Consider the following 19,691-nt stretch of genomic DNA (forward strand, 5'->3'; position numbering starts at 1 on the left):
GCGGGGCGTGCCGTCGGCACCGGGCGAAGCGGTGGGCGAAGCGGCAGATGATGTGCCGGGCGGAGCCTCGTACGGAGCGCGCTCAGCGGTTGGCGCTGCGGCGGAAGGCCGTACGGGCCCAGAGGTAGCCGGTCAGGGTGAGGGCAACGCACCAGGCCACGGCGGTGATCGCGGTGGCGGCGCCGGCCCCGGTGCCCATCAGCAGGCCGCGCAGCGTCTCGATGACCGGGGTGAAGGGCTGGTACTCGGCGAACCAGCGCAGCCCGGTGGGCATGGACTCCGGCGGCACGATGGCACTGCCGAGGAACGGGAGGAACTGCATCGGCAGCGGAATGTTGCTGGCGGTCTCGGGACTCCTGGCCACCAGGCCGATGGCGGCCGCCAGCCAGGTCAGCGCCAGGGTCAGCAGGGTGAGCAGACCGGCGGCGGCGAGCCAGCCTAGGGGTGTGGCGTGCGGCCGGAAGCCCATCAGGAGCGCGACGGCGATGACGAAGGCGATGCTGACCAGCGTCTGCAGGACGCTGCCGACGACATGCCCGGTCAGGAACGACGCACGGGAGATCGCCATCGTGCGGAACCGGTTGACGATGCCTTCGGTCATGTCGACGCAGACGCCGACCGCGGCGGCGAGCGAGCCGGAGGTCGCGGCCATGAGGATGATGCCGGGGGCGACGTAGTCGATGTACGCACCGCTGTCGCCGCCGGTCGTTCCGCCGATGGCCGTCCCGCCGATGCCGCTGCCGAGCGCACCGCCGAAGACACAGGTGAAGAGCAGCAGCATCAGCACGGGCATCGCGACGACCGAGATCGTCATGGCGGGGTAGCGCAGGGCGTGCCGCAGATTGCGCCGCAGCATCGTCCGGGCGTCGCGGGCCGCGTAGGACAGGGTGGTCATCGGGCGTTCTCCTTCGGGGAGTCGGCCCCGCCTGCGGACCGGTCGCGGCCGGTGAGGGTGAGGAAGACGTCGTCGAGATCGGGGGTGTGCACGGTCAGTTCCTCGGCGCGGACCGACGCCCGGTCCAGGGCGTCGAGGACGGCGCGCACTGCGGGGACGCTGCCGTCGCCGGGGATGTGCAGGGTGAGCGCTTCGCTGTCGTGTGCGGTGGCATCGAACAGGGCGGCGGCAGCGGAGAGTTGGGACGCGTCGGCGAACCGTAGACGGATGTGACCGCCGGGGATGCGTCGCTTCAGCTCGTCCGCGGTGCCCTCGGCGACCAGCTTTCCGCCGTCCAGGACGGCGATGTGGCCGGCGAGTTGATCGGCCTCTTCCAGGTACTGCGTGGTGAGGAAGATGGTGACGCCCTCGTCGGCGACCAGGCCGCGGATGATCTCCCACATGGTGCGCCGGCTGCGGGGGTCGAGCCCGGTGGTCGGCTCGTCGAGGAAGATGATGCGCGGTTCCCCGACCAGGGTCATCGCGAGGTCGAGCTTGCGGCGCATGCCGCCCGAGAAGGTGGCGACGGGCTTGGCGGCGGCCTCGGTGAGGTCGAAGCGGCGCAGCAACTCGGTGGCCCGGCCGCGGCCTTCGCGCCGGCCGAGGTGGTGCAGGTCCGCCATGAGGAGCAGGTTCTCCCGGGCGGTGAGGAGGTTGTCCACCGCCGAGAACTGACCGGTGACGCCGATCGCCGCGCGTACCGCGTCGGCCTCGCGGACCAGATCGCGGCCGGCGACCCGGGCCTGCCCGGCGGTGGCGGGGATGAGGGTGGAGAGGATCTGCACGGTGGTGGTCTTGCCCGCGCCGTTGGGCCCGAGCAGGGCGAAGACCGTGCCCTCGGGGATGTGCAGGTCGATGCCGTCGAGGACGCGCTTGTCGCCGTAGGACTTGGTTAATCCGGTGGCGCTGATCGCCGGTGGGGCGGCGGGGGTGGCTGTGGTGGTGGTCGTGGTGATCGTCGTGAGGGTGGCGCCGGTGGAGGTGGGAGCAGTGGGCATGGCGGTCCCGTCCCTCCCGACGCACGGCGTGAGGTCCATAACGCCATAGTGGCATCACTATGGCACCACGACAAGCCGTCGCGGTGCATTGATGGCGCCAGTGGCGCCATCCTGGCATCAGGCATGGGCTCCGCACCCCTCGTGCTCCCCGCCCCGCACCGTCCCGCCGCCCGGCCCGATGGCGAACGACGGCCTCCCCCACAGCAGTTGCCGCCGCACGCCGCAGCCCCGCCGGAACGCCCCGGTCCGCGACGCCATCCCGGCGAACGCCGCCCCTCGGCCCCGTCGAACGCGCGGGCTATGGTGCTCCCGCAGGCAGTTCAACCCGTGCGGGGGAGGAGAACTCACGGTGTCCGATCCGGGACGGCTCGTGGCCGACCGCTACCGGCTGGTGGAGCGGGTCGGCCGCGGTGGCATGGGCACCGTGTGGCGGGCCGAGGACGAGTTGCTCGGGCGGTCGGTAGCCGTGAAGAAGCTGCTGGTGCCACCGCATCTGAACGACGACGAGATCGAGACGCTCTACGAGCGCACCCGCCGCGAGGCCCGCAGCGCCGCCCGGATCACCCACCCCCATGTGATCGTGGTGCACGACGTCGTGGACGACGAGGGCCTGCCGTGCATCGTCATGGAGTACATCCCCTCGGTCACCCTGGGCGACCTGCTCAAGCGCGAGGGTGCGCTGCCGCCCGCCGAGGCGGCCCGGATCGGCCGCGGTATGGCCGCCGCGCTGCGCGCCGCCCACGACGCCGGGGTGCTGCACCGGGACGTCAAGCCCGCCAATGTGCTGCTCGGGAAGGACGGGCGGATCGTCCTCACCGACTTCGGCATCGCCGTGCAGTCCGGGACGCCCTCCCTGACCCGGACCGGCGAACTGGTCGGGTCGATCCAGTACCTCGCGCCGGAGCGCCTGCGGACCAACATCGCCGAGCCCGGCCCGGCCTGCGACCTGTGGTCCCTCGGCGCGACGCTCTACCAAGCGGTCGAAGGGCGGCCCCCGTTCAGCCGGGACACCGCCATCGAGACCGCGTACGCCATCGCCGCCGAGGAGTACCCGCCCCCGCGCAACGCCGGTGCGCTGGCCCCGGTGATCGCGGGGCTGCTCGTGAAGGAACCCGGGGAGCGGATGGCCGCCCAAGAGGCCGAAGCCCTCCTGGGCGGCCATACGGGCGGCACGGCAACCACTCCTGTCGAGGCCCCCACCCGACCGCAGCGCAGCGATCTCCCTGAGCTTCCGCACGGTCCCGGCCGAAAGTCCGGGCGCGGCCGCCGCGCGGTGCTGTGGAGTGCGGGGGCGATGGCGGTCGCCGTCGCCGTGACCGGTGGGGTGCTGCTGTGGCCCTGGAGCGGTGCCGGTGCGACGGACACCAGCCCGCCCGGCGCCAAAACCTCCGGCCACCCGTCGGTTCCCCGCCCCTCCTCCCCGCCACCGGTTCCCGCCGGATATCGCCTCCAGAAGCCGGGCCAGGGACTCCAACTCCCCGTACCGGAGGGCTGGACCGTCGCCCATCCGCCCGGCTGTGACATCGCCTATGTGGACAACCCCGCGAAGGTGGGCCTGCGGATCAACATCTTCCCGTTCGCCGGCACCTCCGATCCGCTCCGGCACTGGAAGGACACCGAAGAGGCCCAGACGCGCCGGGACAACCCGGGCTATGAGCGGGTCAGGATGGACCCCTCAAAATTCCAGGGACGGCCCGCGGGCTACTGGGAGTTCACCTTCCAAGGCACGGCACGGCAGTTCCGGGGCGTGGAGCTGGCCTTCAGCAGTGCGGACGGCACCCGGTACGTGGTCTATCTGTCCGCACCGAGCGCGGAGTGGAGCAAGTACCGGCCGGTCTTCGACAACGCTCTCAAGGGCGTTCGGCTCGACGCCTAGGGACCACCGCCCTCAGGGGAGGCCCCGCGGGGCCCGGCCCCGCCCCCGCGGCTCAGTCGGTGCACCGGGTGTCCGTCTGCGGACGCCGGCCCGTCGTCAGGAACGTGGTGACGGTGCGGTCGCCGCAGGGGGTGCCGTTGCCCAAGTAGGCGCCGTGGCCGCCGTGTTCGAGCGTGAGCAGCCGGGCCCGGTCGCCGAGGGCGCGGCGCATCTTCAGCGTGCCGAAGTACGGGGTGTAGGGGTCGCGGCGGTTCTGGACCATCAGGATGTTGGACGGGCCGTCGGCGGTGATCCGGGTGGGCCGCTCCGCCGGTGCCTTCCAGAAGCCGCAGGGCGATATGTTGACCGGCATCCCGGCCGTCAGCGGATGCCGGGCGCGGTCGGCGGCCACCGCGCGCCGGTGGGCGGGGACCGACGCGGGCCAGCGCACGTCGTTGCAGAGGGTCGCCATCACGGCCGACGCGTCCTCGTCCGGCATCGGCCCGGCGACGGCGTCCGGCAGCACCGGTTCGGCGGCCGGGTCCTGGGCCTGCCGGACGAGCCGGGCCACCTGGGCGAACATGGCGTCCCCGGCCAGGGCGTTCTGCAGCGCCTGCCGCAGCCGGTTGCCGGTCAGCGGGACGCCCGGCGTGGTGGACGGCTTCGGCTCGCGGTCCAGCTTCGCCGCCAGCGCGAGGAACAGCGGGCGGACGTCCTCGGGCCGCCGCGCCAGCCGCAGCCCCTCGCTCTCCCGCGCCGGATCGGCGGCCCAGGCCGCGAAGTCGGGGAAGCGGTCGTCCGCGCCCGCCGCCATGTTCGCCAGCCATCCGCGCTCCACCCGGGACGGGTCGGGGTCGCCGGTGCTGTCCAGTACCCAACGGTCGGTGTGCCGTGGGTACTTCTGGGCGTACACCGCACCGACGTACGTCCCGTACGAGGTCGCCCAGGCCGACAGCTTCTCCTCGCCGAGAGCCCGGCGGAGGCGGTCGATGTCGCGCACCTCGTTCGCACTGGAGATGCTGCGCAGCGCGGCGCCGCCGTGGCGGCGGCACGCCTCGGCGGTCCGGCGGGCGCGGGCGACGTTCTCGTCGATCCCGCCGTCCGGCGCCGGCCAGGACCGGAGGGTCACCAGATGCCGGTCGGCGGCGTCGAGTCCGCAGCCCGCCCGGGTGCTCCCGCCCACCCCGCGCGGATCGAAGCTGACCAGGTCGTACGCCCCGGCCATGGCCTTCCGCAGCGCCGGGCCCTTCGTCGTCAGCTGGCGCACACCGGACCCGCCCGGCCCGCCGGGGATCACCAGCAGCGTGCCCCGCCGCGCCGCGGGCCGCTCGCTGCGCACCCGGGTCACGGCGAGGGTGAGCCGCGGGCCGTCCGGGTCGCGGTAGTCGAGCGGTACGGGCAGCTCGGCGCACTCCTGCCCGGTGGGGCCGCCGGGCCGGTCGCAGGGCCGCCAGCTGAGGGTGGGTCTGTCGGTGCCGGGGGCGGCGGCGCGGGCGGCCGGGGCGGGCGCGGTCAGGGTGGCGGCTACGGTGGCGGCGGAGAGCGCGAGAAGGAGGGTGCGTGGGGCGTAAGTCGTCATGAGACAAGGGTGGTTGAGCGGTTCGCCGCCGCCCATCCGGCAGCCACGACATCCGGGGGTGGGGGTAGCCCCAGGTGTCGTGCGGGGGTGCGGCGCCGCCCCGGACCGGACGGGCCCCGGCTACTCCCCGATCCCGATCAACGCCAGCGTGATGTTGTCGGGGCCGCCCGCCTCGATGGCGGACTTCCACAGTTCGAAGGCGGCCCGGCCGCCGCTGTGCAGTTGCAGCGTGTCGTTGAGGGCGTCCTCCGGGACGGGGTCGGTCAGCCCGTCGGTGCACACCAGGTAGCGGTCGCCCGCGGACAGCGGCGCCTCCCTGACGTGCGGGGTGACGGCGGTGAAGTCCGGGGTGCCGCCGAGCGCCTGGGTGACGAGCGAGGTGGTGCGCCGCCCCGGCGACAGCGGCGGGCTGTCGTCCACGCTCACCTGGCGCAGCCCGTCCGCCGTGGCATCGAGCACCCGGCTGTCGCCGACGTTGAACACCAGCAGCGACTCCGCCAGGACGACCGCGCCGGCGACCGTGGTGCCCATGGTGCTCAGCTCGGGGTCCTGACCGGCGGCCGCGTAGACCGCGTCATTGCAGAGGGCCAGGGCCTCCCGGAGGGCCTCCTCGGTGTCCAGCGACGGGCCCAGCGCCGCCAGTTGCCGCACGGTCAGGGCGCTGGCCACCTCACCGGCCGGCTGCCCGCCGATACCGTCGGCCACCGCCACGACGAGCGGGGTGCCGAGCGGGAACACCAGGGTCTGCGGGTTCTCGGTCATGGTGCCGCAGAGCGTCCAGGGGCCGGCCACCAGGCTGTCCTCGTTGTGGTCGCGGAGCAGCCCGGGGTGGCTCAGCGCGGTCACGGTGACGTACTCCATACCCCTGTCCCGTCCGGGCCTCCGCTCCGGCAGGCCCCGTATCCCCCGGGGGGCGTTCCGTACCACCATTGTGGGCGCCGACGGGCGGCGGCGCGCGCCCGCCGGTCAGCGGCTCCCCCGGGTGCCCAGGGTGTCGCGCCGCATCAGCCGGGAGATGTCCTTGCCGGTGACGATTCCCACCAGGTGGCCTCCGTCGACGACCAGGATGCGGGCGCCGGTCCGCAGACTGAGCTTGTCCAGCGCCTCGGTCAGCAGGTCCTCGGGGGCGGCGACCGCGCACTGGGACAGCGGGGTCGCCACCTCGCGCACCCGCAGCGTCTCCCGGCTCGCGGCCGGGACCGTCGCGAGCCGGCGCAGCTGCACCAGGCCGCTGGGGCGGCCCTCGAAGTCGAGCAGCGGCAGCGCGGAGTACCGGGAGTGCACGGCCACCTCGTCGATGAAGCGCTGCACGGTCAGCCAGTCGGCGCCGGTGGCCACCGGTTCGGTCATCGCCTCGCCGACCCGGATTCCGCGCAGCGCCCGGTGCAGGCCGGCGCGGCGCCGCTCCGCACCGGCGACGATCATGATGAAGAGGCCGATGAAGACGATCCACAGTCCGCCCGGCGACCCGCGCAGCACGGAGATCCAGCCGGCCGCCACCAGAAGGATCCCCATGATCTGGCCGCCCCGGGAGGCCGCCAGATCCGCCCGCTCCCGGTCGCCGGTGCGCCACCACAGCACCGCCTGCACCACCCGGCCGCCGTCCAGCGGCACGGCCGGCAGCAGGTTGAACACCCCCAGGAACAGATTCGCCCAGCCCAGCCAGGCCAGGACGACCGAGGGCACCGCCCATCCGGACAGGCCGTGCAGCCCGATCCCGGCCCCCAGCGCGATCCCGCCGATGACCAGGCTGATCAGCGGCCCGCTGACCGCCACCGCGAAGGCCGCCGCCGCGGTCGGCGGCCGCCCCATCCGGGTCGTCCCGCCCAGCGCCCACAGCGTCACGTCCTGCACCGAGATCTGCTTCCGCTGCGCCGTCGCGGCATGCGCCGTCTCGTGCAGCAGCAGGCTGCCCAGGAGCAGCACCGCGCCCACCACTCCGGCCAGCGCGTACACCGCGGACGAGCGCCCCGGCGTCCATACGGGAAGGCCCTGCCGGCCGAGTCCGTACGCGAACAGGCCCACCAGCAGCGGCACGCTCCAGTGCATGCGCAGCGGTACCCCGACCACCTGTCCGACGCGGACCGAGCCGTTCATCGTCGTCTCCTGCCGGCCCGGCGCCCGGTTTCCCCGGGCAGGCCTCGCCGACCCGCGCTCCGTGAACCGGCCGCCCGGCACCCACCACAATTGTCGCTCGCGGAACCTACGCTGGAAGGACGGACCGGCCCGCGGCAGGTACGGACGGCGGCGCCGGTCGTGACCGACGACTGCCGGAGGTGCGTCATGGGCCAGCGCCACCACTTCCATCTGGACCGGGGTGACCACTCGATCACCGTGAACGTCGGGCCGGGCCGGTCCGGGGAGATCGAGCTGCTGGTCGACGGCAAGGTCATCGCGTACCGGAAGGAACACAGCGCCGGGATGAACGTGCTGACCGGCGAGCTCCCCGAGGAGCCCGCCCACCCGTTCCGCATCCTGCTGCGCCAGCCGCATCTCGTCCCGTCCGTCCCGCGGTGCACGCTGGAGCTGGACGGTGTGGAGCAGCCGATGCCGGAGCGGCTGGTGCTCTGAGCCTCCGGTGCGCCGGGCGCCGGACGACCGGCCCGCGCCGGGTGGCACGGCCGCCGCGGTCCGCCCGCCCCGGACCGCCGCCGGCGCCTCCCGCCTGCCCGTACCCGGCCGTCTCGCGAACCGCCCCGCGACGTGTTGCGCCACCCGGCTGATTGTGGCCGCCGGGGGTTTCGCTCCCCGCGGGTTGAAGACGAAAGCGGACCTACCGCGGCAGCACGATACGTCTGGCATCCGACGACGAAGTGGCGAGGAGCGACGTGAGAAGAATTGCGCAGGCGGGCGGCATCGTCGGGGCGTGCGGGCTGGTGCTGCTCGGCAGCGGCGTCGCCCGGGCCCAGGTGGTTCCCAGCGATTCGCTGCTCGCCACCGTCGTGGGCGCCGACGTCGGCACCGTGGCCGGCATGGTCTCCGGAGTGGTCTGCAACAACCGCCTCGCCGACTTCAACTACAACTCGCCGGTCTTCCGGTCTCCGCACCCCTGCATCAACGGCGCGGTGCACAGCGGCAACAGCCTGAACAGCGGCAACTTCATCAACCACGGCAACCCGAACGCCAGCGGCAACATCGCCAACACCAACGGGTCGACCAACAGCGCCAACTCCGCGACCGGCGCCTCGCAGGGCAGCGGGAACAGTGTGCAGCGGGTCCTGGGACGCCTCCTGCACTGATCCGGCCCGGCCACGGCCCGTGGCCGCTTCGAGCGCCGTTCCCCCGAGCGCCCGGCGGATTCCGCCGGGCGCTCGCCGCTCACAGCAGCCGGATCACAGCTTCTGCCGGCCGCTGCGGCCGATGTGCTGGAGGTTGTTGCTGGTCTTGTTCTCGGCTCCGGTCGTGCCGCCGGCATCGTCGTTGGTGTTGCCGTTGACGTTCTTCGGGCTACCGCTGTTGCTGTTGTTGCCGGAGAGGTGAACGTTCTGCGAGTTCCGGACGTTTCCGCTGTTCAGCGGCCCGTTGATGCAGATCCTGGCCCGGTGGCGGCAGCTGAATCCGGCGTGGAAACTGGCGAAGGTGTCGCTGTTCCACACCCCGTCCCCGTCGAACGGCCCGTCCCACGCCTGGGCGGGCGACGCCCCGCCGACGGCCAGGAGCAGACCGCAAGCCCCTGCGATCACACCATTGATGCGTGCCATGTTCTTCACTGTGTGCTCCTGCACGTCGCGGTTGATACCGCGGTCTTGCTACCGGCCCGGCACCCGTCCACCAAGCCTGAGCAACGGCCCGTCCCGCGCATTCACCCGCACCGATCAGCGGATTCACCGTGTCGGCCGTCCGTGGCCACCCCGGCGGCGGAGTCCGCCGCCGGTCTCACGCCCGCAGCCGCAGCCGCTGCCCCGGGTAGATGTGGTCCGGCCCCTGGTCGAGGGTGTCCTTGTTCAGGTCGTACAGGGCCTTGCTGCCGCCCGGGGTGTGGGTGCGGGCGGCGATGACGGAGAGGCAGTCCCCGGGCTGCACCACATAACTGCGGGCCGTGGTGTGGCGGGGAGAGGTGAGGGCGCGGGTACGGGGAGCCGCCTGCGGGGCCGGATCGGCCGACGGGCTCCGCTCCACGGCACGGGAGGCGCTCTCGTCGCCGTCGGTGGTCCGGGCGCAGTTGGGCCAGGCGGACAGCCCACGGTCCCGGGCGATGCGCTGCCCGATGGCGATCTGCTCGTCGCGGGTGGCGAGGTCGGCGCGCGGGGCGTACCGGCGGCCGCCGTAGGCGCGCCAGGTGGCGGGGTCGATCTGCAGCCCGCCGTGGTAGCCGTTGCCGGTGTTGATGTGCCAGCGGCCGTTGCTCTCGCAGGCGGCGATGCGCTCCCAGTCCGGCACCGGGCCGGTGGCCGCCCCGGCCGCCGCGGCGCCCGGGGCGGCCGCGCCCAGCACGCTCAGCACGACCAGCAGCAGGGACAGCAGCGCTTCGACGGACCGTTTGGCGAGGGGTGACGGCATGACGGCATTCCTCCGCTGTGCTCCGGCAACGCCGTGACGCGCTCCTCGCCACGACCGGTGGGCACGCACCAACTAACCCGGCAATATGGTTTACGCCGTGTCCGGGGCCCGCGACATGCGGGGGTTTCACCCGGCTGGACCCCGGCCGACGCAGGCCGCCGCCGACGTACTGTCCTTGTGTGTGGTTACGTCCCTTCCCCAGTACGCACGCGCACCGCGGCCCGCTGCCGCTCCGTGACCTCAGACTCGCCGTGGGCTTCCTCGCCGGCTGTCTGATCCTGTACGTGGTGGGCGGGCCACCGGTCAGGGGCGGCGACATCCCGGTCTGGCGGGCCGTGTTGCCGGTGCTCGTGCTGTGCACCGCGACCGCCTTCCGCAGCACCCGGCCGCTGGCCGCGCTCGGCGTCGGCACCGTCACGGTCGCCGTGGAGATGACGGCCGGCCGTGGCCTGGGCCCGCTCTTCGTCTATACGGATCTGCTCTATGCGGCCGCCCTGTACGGAGCCCCGTGGCTGTGCCGGGTCCTCCAGACCGGGAGCGTGGCGGTCTCCGTGGCGACCACCGTCGCCCTGGTCCTCCTGGGCAACCGCGCCGAGGGCGTGACGATCGGCTTCCTCGTCACGGTGCTGCTCGTCTCCCCCGTATGGACCGCGGTGCTGATCCGCAACCAGAAGGAGCGGGCGGACGCCGAGCGCCAACGGGCCGCTCAGATCGACCGGTTGGCGGAGCTGGACCGCAGGACCGCGCTCCAGACCGAACGCACCCGGATGGCCCGTGAGCTGCACGATCTGGTGGCCAATCACCTCAGCGCCATCGCCATCCACTCCAGCGCCGTGCTCTCCCTGACCGACGCCCGGCGGACCCGGGACGACGGTGCGGACGAGGACGATCCGGTGCGGCAGGCGCTCTCGGTGATCCGGGAGAACAGCGTGCAGGGGCTGGCCGAGATGCGCCGGATGGTGGTGCTGCTGCGGTCCGACCGGGGCGAGGCCGACGACTGGGACCGGCCGCAGTTGAACGCGCTGGAGACGCTGGTCGAGCAGGCCCGGCCGGCCGCCGACGCGGCGGCGCTGACCCTGCACACCGAATTCCCCGCGCAGTTCCCCGAGGTGACATCGGTGATCGAGGTGACGGCGTACCGGATCGTGCAGGAGGCGCTGACGAATGTCCTCAAGCACGCCTCGTCGGGGGAGGTGCGGATCCGCTGCGAAGCCGGCGCCGGGCAGCTGACCCTCTCGGTCGACAGCCCGCTGGCCCGCCCCGACGGCCGGGCCCGGCAGGACCCCGTGGAGCGGCTGACGACCGGTGCGGGCGCCGGGCTCACCGGGATGTCCGAGCGGGCCGCGCTGGCCGGCGGCAGCTTCGACGCGGGCCCCGACCCCGCCGCCCCGGGACGGTGGCGGGTGCGGGCGGTGCTCCCGCTGCCCCGGCAGGGCCGTACATAGAAAGTGACAGCCGGCGGGCAAAAGTGCCTACCTGCGGATGATCCACGGGTGCCGGGCGGACGGAATCCTGGTCCGTACGCACACGTCCGACACCATCACACGGGAACGAGGGAAACCCATGAAGGGTGTTGCCCTGGGCATTGTTCTGGCGCTCGCCGGTCTGGTCCTCTGGCTGACCACGCAAGAGGTGGAGACGCCGGTCGTCTCGCTGCACAAGATCGGGCTGATACTGGCGATCGTCGGTGCCGCGGAGGCCTTGTTCGCGCTCCTCGGACTCGGAAAAAGGGCAAAGAAATAGGGAAGAGAAAGAGGGCAGATCAATAAGGCAAGCAAAGAACGCAACGCGAGGAAAGAACGCGCATCGCGCGGAAAGAACTGTGCGCCACTCGTGCGCCACGGGTACGTCGGGTCATTCAGGCCGGTTCGCCTGCGCCGACCGGCCGGGCCGGTGTGCCTGCGCCGGCCGAAGTGGTCACTGCCGATTCACGTCAACCCACTCAGCTCACGTCAACTGCCGCAGGTGCGGCGAGTGGTGACCCACTGGGGCGCTTCATCGCTGGGGTGGTGTGATCGCTGCGGCTCATCGCCGGGGTGCTTCATCGCTGCGGCTCATCGCCGCTGTCGTTCATCGCCGCGTCCGCTGCGCGTCCGTACTGCCGCGCGGAGCACATGCGTTGATGCCTGGCGCACGCCGTGTGCGGCGGCGGCGGATCAGACGTAGCGGGCGGAGTGCGCACGGTTGCGGGCCGCGGGAATGACGGCGGAGCGTGCCTCCGCGGCCTTCCGCCCGGCGCCCGGCGCGGTTCCGGCCGCAACGGTGTGGCCGGCGGCGGTCAGCGGCTCGGTGCCGGCGGAGGCGCGGCTGCGCATTCCCGGCGAGGTGCCGTGCGCCTCGGCCCTGATGCGCTGCTTGATCGTCGGCGGCAGCTCCGGGCGGGCGAACATCCGCCGGGTGGGGTCGGCCTGGCCGTAGAGCGGTACGGAGCGCGGCGCGGGTACGGCGTGGGTTCCCCGTTCCGGATGCGGGTCCGGCACGGCGCCGCCTCCTGGCTCCGGGCCGTCGGTGCCCGGGGCGTCGGTGCCCGCGCTCCCCTTGCCCAGGGTCCGCTCGTACAGTGCGGCGTCCCGGCGCGCGGCCGATGCCGTCGCGGAGACACCCAGCGATGCCAGCAGCTTGCCGAGCACGGCAAGGCACACCGCCCAGAACTTCATGACCTTGGTCGCAGCCATGGCCCCTCACTTTCGGTCGGGATCTCCCCGAGAGATCCGTTGCGTCTGCTTCCGCTGTGTTCCTGTGTCGCTTCGCCGCAGTCGCGTCGCCTCCGGTGCACCACTGGGATGGCGTCGCTTCTGTTGCGTTTTCTTATGATGAGTACGTAATGAGCGGATTCACGGACCGACGCCCCCGGATCGGCGTTCTTCGGATGAACACCACCCGTACGCAGTAGCCGGGGCCGCCGGGAACCGGCCGCCGACAGGCCGGGACCCCGGTCGGCGGATCAGCTGATGCCGATCCGCGCACGGGGCGGAATCCCTGGTGGGGCGTGCCGTGCGGGCCCGCTCAGGCCGGTGTCGGCTCGCCGCGGCGGGCCATCTCCGCCATCATGCGGACGGCCGCGGGCTCGGGGGTGCTGGGCGGGATGAGCAGCAGGTCCCAGCGGCCGTGGCCGGCGGAGACCAGGCAGATGGTGTCGGGGCCGGGGCGGCCGGTGGTTCTGCGGAGGCGGACGACGTGACCGGCGACGAGGGTGTGCGAGGGGAGGGCGGACCAGGCCGCGCCGTTCACCGTGGCGTGGGTGATCCGGGGCCAGTCGAAGGGCAACGCGGCCAGCAGCTCCGGGAGTTCGGGCAGCAGGTCGGTCGAGTGCGGCCACCAGAGGCCGTTCACCCGCCGGACCGTTGCGGAGTGGGGGGCGATGGCCAGGCGGGCCACGGGCGGCGGCGCCGGGTGGCGGCCCGGTTGGGGAGGGTCCCCGGGGGTGGTCATGCGGTGCTCCTGAGGCGGCGGGCGGCGACCCGTTCGGGGTCGGGCCAGCGCACGTCCCGTACCCAGCCGAGGCGTTCGAAGAGCCGGATGACGGCGGCGGACACATCGAGCTGGCCGCGGTCGACGCCGTGCCGGGCGCAGGTCGGGTCGGCGTGGTGGAGGTTGTGCCAGCTCTCGCCGAACGAGAGCAGGGCCAGCGGCCACAGATTGGTCGCCCGGTCGTGGCGCCGGGTGCGGAAGGGCCGCTCGCCGATGAGGTGGCAGAGCGAGTTGACGCTCCAGGTGACGTGGTGCAGCAGCGCGATGCGGATGAATCCCGCCCACAGCAGGGCGGTCAGCGCGGTGACCCAGGAGCCGCCGAGCGCCCAGCCCAGCGCGAACGGCAGGCCGAGGGTGAGCAGACACAGCGCGGGGAAGGCCCGGTCCACCGCGCGGATTCCCGGGTCGGCGAGCAGATCGGGGGCGAAGCGGCGGTGCGAGGTGGGGTCGTCGCCGAAGAGCCAGCCGATGTGCGAGTGGACCAGTCCGCGCAGCTGGCCGCGCAGGCTGGTGCCGTAGCGGTAGGGGGAGTGCGGGTCGCCGGGCCGGTCCGTATAGGCGTGGTGGCGGCGGTGGGTGGCAACCCAGTCGATGACATCGCCCTGGAAGCTGAGCGAACCGGCGAGGGCGAGCGCGATGCGCAGCGCGGGGGCGGCCGTGTAGCTGCCGTGGGTCAGGCCGCGGTGGAAGCCGATGGTGACGCCCAGGCCGCTGATGACGTAGAAGACGGCCAGCAGGACGAGGTCGGTGAGGCGGACGACGCTGCCCCAGAGAAGGGGAATCCCCACGGCCAGGCCGACGAACGGGGCGGCGACGATGATGCCGGTCACGGTGACGTACATCCGCCGGCCGCTGCTCGGCGGGGAGTCGGTGCCGTCGTCGGGGAACGGGGAGGTTCCGTCGTAGTCCCGGCCCGACGAGGCGGTGCGGGCGGTCGACGTCACCGGTCGTTTCCCGCCTCGCCGGAGGCCGGCGGCGGAGCGGCCGCCGGGGTCCCCGGGTGGGCCTCGCCGTGCGGCTGCTTGTGCTTCCGCCGGCGTACGGACCGCTTCCAGTCCGCGTACCGATGGGTGTGCATCCGCCCCGCCTGCTGGGCATTGACCCGGGCGATGAACACAGCTCCCAGCGCCACCAGCGCCAGCAGCACGACCACGGTCCACAGAGTCTGCATGGTGCTCACCTCACTCGGGGGGCCGCAGCAGCGGACGCGCCCGGTGTTGTGGTCCCCGAGTCCCTTGGTGTCTTCACGGTACCCCGCACCGGCGCGGCATATCCCGTTATGGGTGGGTATGGGCCGGTGCCCTGGCGGTGTGGAGCCGCGGCCAGGGAGCCTCTACAAGGGTGTAGATGATGGGCGGCGGGGACGGCGGTCCGCCGGGGCCGGAAAGGGGCGGCGCCGCCGGCGGCCGCCGCCCTCCCCTGCCCGCAGGTCCCGGCCTCAGACGTTGACGCCGAAGTCCGACGCGATGCCCGCCAGGCCGGACGCGTAGCCCTGGCCCACCGCGCGGAACTTCCACTCCGCGCCGTGCCGGTAGAGCTCGCCGAAGACCATCGCGGTCTCGGTCGAGGCGTCCTCGCTCAGGTCGTAGCGAGCCAGCTCCACGCCGTCCGCCTGGTTGACGACGCGGATGAAGGCGTTGCGGACCTGTCCGAAACTCTGCGCCCGGCCCTCCGCCTCATGGATGGAGACCGGGAAGACGATCTTCGCGATCTCGGCGGGCACGTCCGACAGCGCGACCTCGACGGACTCGTCGTCCCCCGCACCCTCGCCGGTCAGGTTGTCGCCGGTGTGCTTCACCGAGCCGTCGGGACTGGTGAGGTTGTTGTAGAAGACGAAGTGCGCGTCCGAGGCGACCGTGCCCGCCTCGGTGCACAGCAGCGCGCTGGCGTCCAGGTCGTAGTCCGCGCCCGTGGTCGTGCGCACGTCCCAGCCGAGGCCGACGGTGACCGCGGTCAGTCCGGGTGCTTCCTTCGACAAGGAGACGTTGCCGCCCTTGTCCAGCGAGACTCCCATGGCTTCCCTCCAGGTGTTGCCTGCGTTCCGGATGAGCCTCAAAATCTACAGGGGTGTAGAAGTCTGGCGGCGGGGATCGACGGGGCCGGCTACGGGCCGGACGAACCACGGTCCGGAACCGGCCACTCAGTAAGATGCCCGGACGTCCCGGCCGGCGGGACACGACCCGGCGCGACGGGAGGCGACGGCAGTGGGCGGGAAGCCCTTCGGCAAGGCGCCGGGCGACGGGGACGCCCCTGGACAGGGGGAGTTCGGCGGCTCCGGACGGGAGCGCGCCCGCCGGCGCGGACAAGGCCAGCTGGAGGCCCAGGTGCTGGCCGCGCTGCACGAGGCGTCCGGCCCGGCCACCGCCGCCTGGGTGCAGGACCGGCTCGGCGGCGACCTCGCGTACACGACCGTGATGACCATCCTGTCCCGGCTGCACACCAAGCAGGCCGTCACCCGTGAACGGTCCGGCCGGGCCTACGTCTGGACCCCGGCCGCCGACGAGGCCGGTCTGGCCGCGCTGCGGATGCACCGCGTCCTGGACGGCGAACCGGACCGCGACGCCGTACTGACCAGCTTCGTCTCCGCGCTCTCCACACACGACGAGCAGCTGCTGCGCGCGCTCCTCGACCGCGCCGCCGACGACGGCCCGGCGACCGGCAGCCCGGCGGCCGACGACACCGCCACCCACCGCGATCACCCCTCGGACGAAGCACGCGGAGGCTGAGCGGTGGGCGCCTTCGTGTCCCTGCCGCCGGCCCGGCCGCTCACCGCGCCGCCGATCGACCGGCTCGCGGAACAGCACCTCCACCCGCGTCACCACCCGGCTGCTCCTGCTCGCCGCGGCCCTCGGCCTGAGCAGCACCCTCTGCCCGGGACTGCTGGTGGTTGTCGGCACCGCCCAACTGCCCGGCAGTCCACTGCCCGGCGGCTGGCCCGACACCCAGGTGCGGGTGACGCTGGTCGCCGCGGCGGGAACGGCCGCCTCCGCGGTCTCCGCGCTCAGCGCAGCGGTTGCGCTGTTCGTCGTTCCGAAGGCGGCAACTCCGCTGTGAGTGCACACTGATTCCTTGACCTCAACGGGCCGGAGCCGGCGCACCACGCGGCGCACGCTCCGCACCAGGCAACTTCTACGCCCCTGTAAAAGTTGCCGGTAGAGTGCGCGCAGCTGTGCAACAGGCGCGGCCGGAAGGGGAGATGGCGACGAGGTGCGGACTCCTGACCCGGGACTGCCCGCCTCCAGAAGCGGAGGTGCGATGAGCCGGTCAGCCGGTGGAGGCCCCCTACCGGGACGGTGGCGGCCGGGCCTTGGGACGGCCGCGTTACGGACCCGGGCCCCTGCTGCTGTCCGGCGCCGGTCCTCGACGCACCGCCCCCTGCCGACGCCGGTCCCCCCGGCCGCCGGGGCCGCCGTCGCTTCCGCACCGCAGCACCCGCATCTCCAGCATCAGAAGGACCAGAAGGGCCATCGGCGTGCATGACAGGCAGACGCACCAGCAGACGGCCCGGCGGGGCGCCGACGGCACACCCGGCCCGTCCGCTCCCACCGGCGACGGCTCCGGCGGCTCCCGCGCGCCCCGCGGCTCGCGCGCGTCCGGCGACCGGCCGCGCCGTAAGACCGCCGGTTCCGGCAGCGGGCCCGAGGGCGGTTCCCGTAAGGCGGGCAAGGTCCGGATCACGCGCCGGGGCCGCATCGTCGCCTGGACCGGCGGGGTGCTCGGCGTCCTGCTGCTGGCCACGGCCGGCGTCGGTGCGTGGGTCTACCAGAAGCTGGACGGCAACATCCGCGGTGTGGACATCGGCGTCGACGGCGACCGGCCGGCCAACCTCAGCCCCGGCTCCAAGAACATCCTGGTCGTCGGCTCCGACAGCCGCGCCGGCGCCAACTCCAAATACGGCCGGAACCTCACCACCATGCAGTCGGACACGCTGATGGTGCTGCACATCGCCGCCAACCGTAAGTGGGCCACCGCGGTGTCCTTCCCGCGTGACTCCTGGGTGCAGATCCCGGCCTGCACCCGCGGCAACGGCTCGAAGTCGTCCCCGCACCACTTCAAGATCAACGAAGCGTTCTCGATCGGCGGCGACTCCGGCGACATCCGCAAGGCCGCGGCCTGCACCATCAAGACCGTCGAGCAGAACACCGGGCTGCGTATCGACCACTTCACCTCGGTCGACTTCCAGGGCTTCAAGGGGATGGTCAACGCCCTGGGCGGCATAGAGGTCTGCCCCAAGCACGCCATCCACGACAAGAAGGCCCACCTCGACATGGAGGCGGGCTGCCAGAACGTCCGGGACGAGAAGGCGCTCGGCTACGTCCGCACCCGCTACAGCGTCGGCGACGGCTCCGACCTCGGCCGTATCGGCCGGCAGCAGGAGTTCATGAAGGCGCTGGCCGCGAAGGCCCAGTCGAAGCTCACCAGCCCCGGTGAGCTCTACGACTTCCTGGAGTCGGCCACGAAGTCCATCACCACCGACAAGGCCCTGGCCGGGATCAAGCCGCTCTACGACCTGGCCGCGACCGTCCAGGACGTCCCCACCGAACGCCTCACGTTCCTGACCGTCCCCAACTACTCACGCGAGGCCGACGTCCCCACCGACAAGGCCAATGTCGTCTGGCAATACCCGCAGGCCGGCGGGCTGTTCAGCGATCTCGCGCACGACCGGGAGGTCGGCGCCGACCAGAAGAAGAAGTTCGCCGAGGACGCCAAGAGCCCGGTGACCGCCCGTTCCGTGCAGGTCCGGGTGCTCAACGGGACCGGCACCCCCGGCCGGGCGGCGGCCGTCGCCGAGCAGCTGCGCAAGCTCGGGTTCACGGTCATCGCCACCGGCAACGCCCCGGCGACGGACCGGACCACACTCACCTACCCGGCCGCCCTCAAGGCCCAGAGCGCGGTCCTCGCCGGGCGCCTCCCCGGCACCAAGGCGACGCGGTCCGCCGACGCGGCACCGGGCGCGCTGACACTCACGGTCGGGCCGGACTTCGCGACGGGCGGCCAGTAGGGCGCTTCGGTCGGCCGGCGGCCGGTGGGGCGCTGTGGGTTGCTGTGGGTCGCTGGTTGCGCTTCGTGGGACGTCGCCGGGCTCAGGCGCGGAGGCGTTCCACCGGGCGGGCCGTGTGTACCTCGATGTCGTGCGCGGCCCGCTGGAGCAGCTGGTGGCTGAGGTCCGACATCGCCCGTGCCACCGCCAGCTCGTCGCCGATGGCCGGGACGTTCTCATCGGCGGGGTTGCAGCGCGCGGCGCCCTGGCCGACCAGCTGCCCGCCTTCCTTGCCCCGCAGCCTGGCCTCGGCCCGGACCTCGCTGCCGGTCTCGGTGATGCTGATCTCGGCGTTCCATGTCTTCGTGGCAGTCACCGGAAGCCTCCTCGTCCACCCCATGAGCAGCACGGAAACCACCCCCACCAAAATCGTCGCACCGGCGCCCGCGGGCCGCACCTGGAGGTAGCTCCACCCCGGTCCGGGGGCTGCCCCCATGGTCGGGCCGTGATCGCGGCCATAGCCTCGTCATGGCGGAGGAAACCGCGGGCGGGGGCCCGCGCCTCGCCAACTGCCGACCATTTCCGGGGGAATTCATGCGTAAGCGGGTCCGCTTCATCGGCGTCGTCGCGATGGCCGTCACCGGGGCGTGCGCCCTCAGCTCCTGTGGACTGCTGCCCGGCAAGACCTTCCAGGACGACGCCACGGTGTCACGGAAGATCACGTCCGTCCGGCTGGACAGCGGCTCGGGCGGCCTCACGGTGCACGGCGGCAAGGGCGGCGAGGGCGTTAAGGGCGGCCGGGGCGGCGGCGCGGTCTCGGTGCACCGCGCGGTCTCGTACCACGGCGACAGGCCCGAGGGCGCCACCCACCGCGTCAAGGACGGGGTGCTGGTGCTCTCCGGCTGTGGCACGAACTGCACCGTGGACTACACCCTCGACCTGCCGGCCGGCATCCCGGTCAGCGGACGGACCTCGTCCGGAGCGGTGGAGCTGACCGACGTGGGCGCGGTGAAGATGACCACCAGCTCGGGGGACATCCGGCTGATCGGGGCGCGCGGCGCGGTCGACGCCCGGACCAGCAACGGCCGGATCACCGGCCGTGGGCTGTCCGGCCCGAGTATCGCGGCCGAGACCAGCAACGGGGCGATCGACCTCAGCCCCGCGACCGCGCAGAACGTCCGGGCGGAGACCTCCAACGGTGCCATCCGGCTGCGGCTGCCGAAGGGCCCCTACCGGGTCGCCGCGGAGACGGACAACGGGGAGAAGCACATAGCCGTCCCCCAGGACCCGGCCGCGCGCTTCCTGCTGAAGCTGACCACCAGCAACGGGGACATCACCGCGAAGGGCGCCTGACGGGGCGGTCCACGGACGGC

The 19,691-nt window shown here is 72.8% G+C and carries 22 protein-coding genes; 9 read left to right on the top strand and 13 right to left on the bottom strand.

Going from position 1 to position 19,691, the window contains the following annotated elements; genetic code table 11:
- Positions 1–82: 82 nt before the first annotated feature.
- Complete coding sequence (locus tag ACFW5B_RS18710; RefSeq protein WP_386440253.1) at positions 83–895, bottom strand: ABC transporter permease; 813 nt, start codon at positions 893–895, stop codon at positions 83–85.
- Positions 892–1,932, bottom strand: a complete 1,041-nt coding sequence (locus tag ACFW5B_RS18715) for an ATP-binding cassette domain-containing protein (RefSeq protein WP_386440255.1) — start codon at positions 1,930–1,932, stop codon at positions 892–894. The genes ACFW5B_RS18710 and ACFW5B_RS18715 overlap by 4 nt, the downstream gene beginning before the upstream one ends.
- A 349-nt stretch (positions 1,933–2,281) precedes the next feature.
- On the opposite strand from ACFW5B_RS18715, the gene ACFW5B_RS18720 reads away from it, so the two are divergent.
- Positions 2,282–3,808 (top strand): serine/threonine-protein kinase, encoded by a 1,527-nt coding sequence (locus tag ACFW5B_RS18720; RefSeq protein WP_386440257.1) that lies wholly within the window; start codon positions 2,282–2,284, stop codon positions 3,806–3,808.
- A gap of 52 nt (positions 3,809–3,860) precedes the next feature.
- Here ACFW5B_RS18720 and ACFW5B_RS18725 read toward each other — a convergent pair whose 3' ends face one another.
- The 3 genes from ACFW5B_RS18725 to ACFW5B_RS18735 all read right to left on the bottom strand — a co-directional run bounded on the left by ACFW5B_RS18725 (position 3,861) and on the right by ACFW5B_RS18735 (position 7,463).
- A complete protein-coding gene (locus ACFW5B_RS18725; protein WP_386440259.1) occupies positions 3,861–5,366 on the bottom strand; it encodes an alpha/beta hydrolase in 1,506 nt (501 codons plus the stop codon).
- Between the two features lie 120 nt (positions 5,367–5,486).
- On the bottom strand, positions 5,487–6,227 hold the full coding sequence (locus ACFW5B_RS18730; protein ID WP_386440261.1) for a PP2C family protein-serine/threonine phosphatase: 741 nt from the start codon (positions 6,225–6,227) through the stop codon (positions 5,487–5,489).
- A 105-nt stretch (positions 6,228–6,332) separates the two neighbouring features.
- Positions 6,333–7,463: a site-2 protease family protein gene (locus ACFW5B_RS18735; protein WP_386440263.1), complete on the bottom strand. Its 1,131-nt coding sequence runs from the start codon at positions 7,461–7,463 to the stop codon at positions 6,333–6,335.
- A gap of 186 nt (positions 7,464–7,649) precedes the next feature.
- Here ACFW5B_RS18735 and ACFW5B_RS18740 point away from each other — a divergent pair, with 186 nt between their 5' ends.
- Positions 7,650–7,937, top strand: a complete 288-nt coding sequence (locus ACFW5B_RS18740; RefSeq protein WP_386440265.1) for a hypothetical protein — start codon at positions 7,650–7,652, stop codon at positions 7,935–7,937.
- Positions 7,938–8,194: 257 nt separating this feature from the next.
- A complete protein-coding gene (locus ACFW5B_RS18745; protein WP_386440267.1) occupies positions 8,195–8,605 on the top strand; it encodes a hypothetical protein in 411 nt (136 codons plus the stop codon).
- A gap of 93 nt (positions 8,606–8,698) precedes the next feature.
- Here the strand turns inward: ACFW5B_RS18745 and ACFW5B_RS18750 are convergent, their stop codons facing one another.
- Together ACFW5B_RS18750 and ACFW5B_RS18755 are read right to left on the bottom strand one after the other, a co-directional pair.
- A complete protein-coding gene (locus ACFW5B_RS18750; protein WP_386440350.1) occupies positions 8,699–9,076 on the bottom strand; it encodes a hypothetical protein in 378 nt (125 codons plus the stop codon).
- Positions 9,077–9,242: 166 nt separating this feature from the next.
- Entirely contained in the window at positions 9,243–9,866 is a 624-nt protein-coding gene (locus ACFW5B_RS18755; protein WP_386440269.1) for a transglycosylase family protein, read from the bottom strand.
- A gap of 179 nt (positions 9,867–10,045) precedes the next feature.
- Between ACFW5B_RS18755 and ACFW5B_RS18760 the strand changes: the two genes are divergently transcribed.
- On the top strand, positions 10,046–11,311 hold the full coding sequence (locus tag ACFW5B_RS18760; protein WP_386440271.1) for a sensor histidine kinase: 1,266 nt from the start codon (positions 10,046–10,048) through the stop codon (positions 11,309–11,311).
- 118 nt (positions 11,312–11,429) lie between these two features.
- Positions 11,430–11,609 carry a DUF5708 family protein gene (locus tag ACFW5B_RS18765; RefSeq protein ID WP_386440273.1) on the top strand — a complete coding sequence of 60 codons (180 nt, stop codon included), beginning with the start codon at positions 11,430–11,432 and terminating at the stop codon, positions 11,607–11,609.
- 413 nt (positions 11,610–12,022) lie between these two features.
- On the opposite strand, the gene ACFW5B_RS18770 is transcribed toward ACFW5B_RS18765, so the two are convergent.
- From ACFW5B_RS18770 to ACFW5B_RS18790, 5 genes are all read right to left on the bottom strand, one after another.
- Entirely contained in the window at positions 12,023–12,541 is a 519-nt protein-coding gene (locus ACFW5B_RS18770) for a DUF6344 domain-containing protein (protein ID WP_386440275.1), read from the bottom strand.
- 331 nt (positions 12,542–12,872) lie between these two features.
- The gene (locus ACFW5B_RS18775) at positions 12,873–13,298 is read right to left on the bottom strand and encodes a DUF5994 family protein (protein WP_386440277.1); all 426 of its coding nucleotides are present in this window, start codon (positions 13,296–13,298) and stop codon (positions 12,873–12,875) included.
- Positions 13,295–14,281 (bottom strand): acyl-CoA desaturase, encoded by a 987-nt coding sequence (locus tag ACFW5B_RS18780; RefSeq protein ID WP_386440279.1) that lies wholly within the window; start codon positions 14,279–14,281, stop codon positions 13,295–13,297. Before ACFW5B_RS18780 ends, ACFW5B_RS18775 begins: the two co-directional genes overlap by 4 nt.
- A complete protein-coding gene (locus tag ACFW5B_RS18785; RefSeq protein ID WP_386440281.1) occupies positions 14,278–14,508 on the bottom strand; it encodes a hypothetical protein in 231 nt (76 codons plus the stop codon). Before ACFW5B_RS18785 ends, ACFW5B_RS18780 begins: the two co-directional genes overlap by 4 nt.
- A 267-nt stretch (positions 14,509–14,775) precedes the next feature.
- Positions 14,776–15,351, bottom strand: coding sequence for a TerD family protein (locus tag ACFW5B_RS18790; RefSeq protein ID WP_386440283.1), 576 nt, complete (start codon positions 15,349–15,351; stop codon positions 14,776–14,778).
- A 190-nt stretch (positions 15,352–15,541) separates the two neighbouring features.
- Here ACFW5B_RS18790 and ACFW5B_RS18795 point away from each other — a divergent pair, with 190 nt between their 5' ends.
- The 3 genes from ACFW5B_RS18795 (at position 15,542) to ACFW5B_RS18805 (ending at position 18,339) form a co-directional block, all read left to right on the top strand.
- Complete coding sequence (locus ACFW5B_RS18795) at positions 15,542–16,063, top strand: BlaI/MecI/CopY family transcriptional regulator (protein WP_386440285.1); 522 nt, start codon at positions 15,542–15,544, stop codon at positions 16,061–16,063.
- A gap of 157 nt (positions 16,064–16,220) precedes the next feature.
- On the top strand, positions 16,221–16,391 hold the full coding sequence (locus ACFW5B_RS18800) for a hypothetical protein (RefSeq protein ID WP_386440287.1): 171 nt from the start codon (positions 16,221–16,223) through the stop codon (positions 16,389–16,391).
- 619 nt (positions 16,392–17,010) lie between these two features.
- Positions 17,011–18,339: an LCP family protein gene (locus tag ACFW5B_RS18805; RefSeq protein ID WP_386440353.1), complete on the top strand. Its 1,329-nt coding sequence runs from the start codon at positions 17,011–17,013 to the stop codon at positions 18,337–18,339.
- A gap of 82 nt (positions 18,340–18,421) precedes the next feature.
- On the opposite strand, the gene ACFW5B_RS18810 is transcribed toward ACFW5B_RS18805, so the two are convergent.
- The gene (locus tag ACFW5B_RS18810; RefSeq protein WP_386440289.1) at positions 18,422–18,694 is read right to left on the bottom strand and encodes a DUF1876 domain-containing protein; all 273 of its coding nucleotides are present in this window, start codon (positions 18,692–18,694) and stop codon (positions 18,422–18,424) included.
- Positions 18,695–18,912: 218 nt separating this feature from the next.
- On the opposite strand from ACFW5B_RS18810, the gene ACFW5B_RS18815 reads away from it, so the two are divergent.
- Positions 18,913–19,671, top strand: coding sequence for a DUF4097 domain-containing protein (locus ACFW5B_RS18815; protein ID WP_386440291.1), 759 nt, complete (start codon positions 18,913–18,915; stop codon positions 19,669–19,671).
- Positions 19,672–19,691 lie beyond the last annotated feature (20 nt).

The organism is Streptomyces sp. NPDC058773, from assembly GCF_042746015.1.
Taxonomy (GTDB): Bacteria; Actinomycetota; Actinomycetes; order Streptomycetales; family Streptomycetaceae; genus Streptomyces.

What these genes read in the sequence shown, in the direction of transcription:
- ACFW5B_RS18710 (WP_386440253.1), bottom strand. Translation starts at nt 895, where the DNA reads ATGACCACCCTGTCCTACGCGGCCCGCGACGCCCGGACGATGCTGCGG.
- ACFW5B_RS18725 (WP_386440259.1), bottom strand. Translation starts at nt 5,366, where the DNA reads ATGACGACTTACGCCCCACGCACCCTCCTTCTCGCGCTCTCCGCCGCC.
- ACFW5B_RS18790 (WP_386440283.1), bottom strand. Translation starts at nt 15,351, where the DNA reads ATGGGAGTCTCGCTGGACAAGGGCGGCAACGTCTCCTTGTCGAAGGAA.
- ACFW5B_RS18735 (WP_386440263.1), bottom strand. Translation starts at nt 7,463, where the DNA reads ATGAACGGCTCGGTCCGCGTCGGACAGGTGGTCGGGGTACCGCTGCGC.
- ACFW5B_RS18815 (WP_386440291.1), top strand. Translation starts at nt 18,913, where the DNA reads ATGCGTAAGCGGGTCCGCTTCATCGGCGTCGTCGCGATGGCCGTCACC.
- ACFW5B_RS18775 (WP_386440277.1), bottom strand. Translation starts at nt 13,298, where the DNA reads ATGACCACCCCCGGGGACCCTCCCCAACCGGGCCGCCACCCGGCGCCG.
- ACFW5B_RS18730 (WP_386440261.1), bottom strand. Translation starts at nt 6,227, where the DNA reads ATGGAGTACGTCACCGTGACCGCGCTGAGCCACCCCGGGCTGCTCCGC.
- ACFW5B_RS18770 (WP_386440275.1), bottom strand. Translation starts at nt 12,541, where the DNA reads ATGGCTGCGACCAAGGTCATGAAGTTCTGGGCGGTGTGCCTTGCCGTG.
- ACFW5B_RS18715 (WP_386440255.1), bottom strand. Translation starts at nt 1,932, where the DNA reads ATGCCCACTGCTCCCACCTCCACCGGCGCCACCCTCACGACGATCACC.
- ACFW5B_RS18755 (WP_386440269.1), bottom strand. Translation starts at nt 9,866, where the DNA reads ATGCCGTCACCCCTCGCCAAACGGTCCGTCGAAGCGCTGCTGTCCCTG.
- ACFW5B_RS18740 (WP_386440265.1), top strand. Translation starts at nt 7,650, where the DNA reads ATGGGCCAGCGCCACCACTTCCATCTGGACCGGGGTGACCACTCGATC.
- ACFW5B_RS18785 (WP_386440281.1), bottom strand. Translation starts at nt 14,508, where the DNA reads ATGCAGACTCTGTGGACCGTGGTCGTGCTGCTGGCGCTGGTGGCGCTG.
- ACFW5B_RS18765 (WP_386440273.1), top strand. Translation starts at nt 11,430, where the DNA reads ATGAAGGGTGTTGCCCTGGGCATTGTTCTGGCGCTCGCCGGTCTGGTC.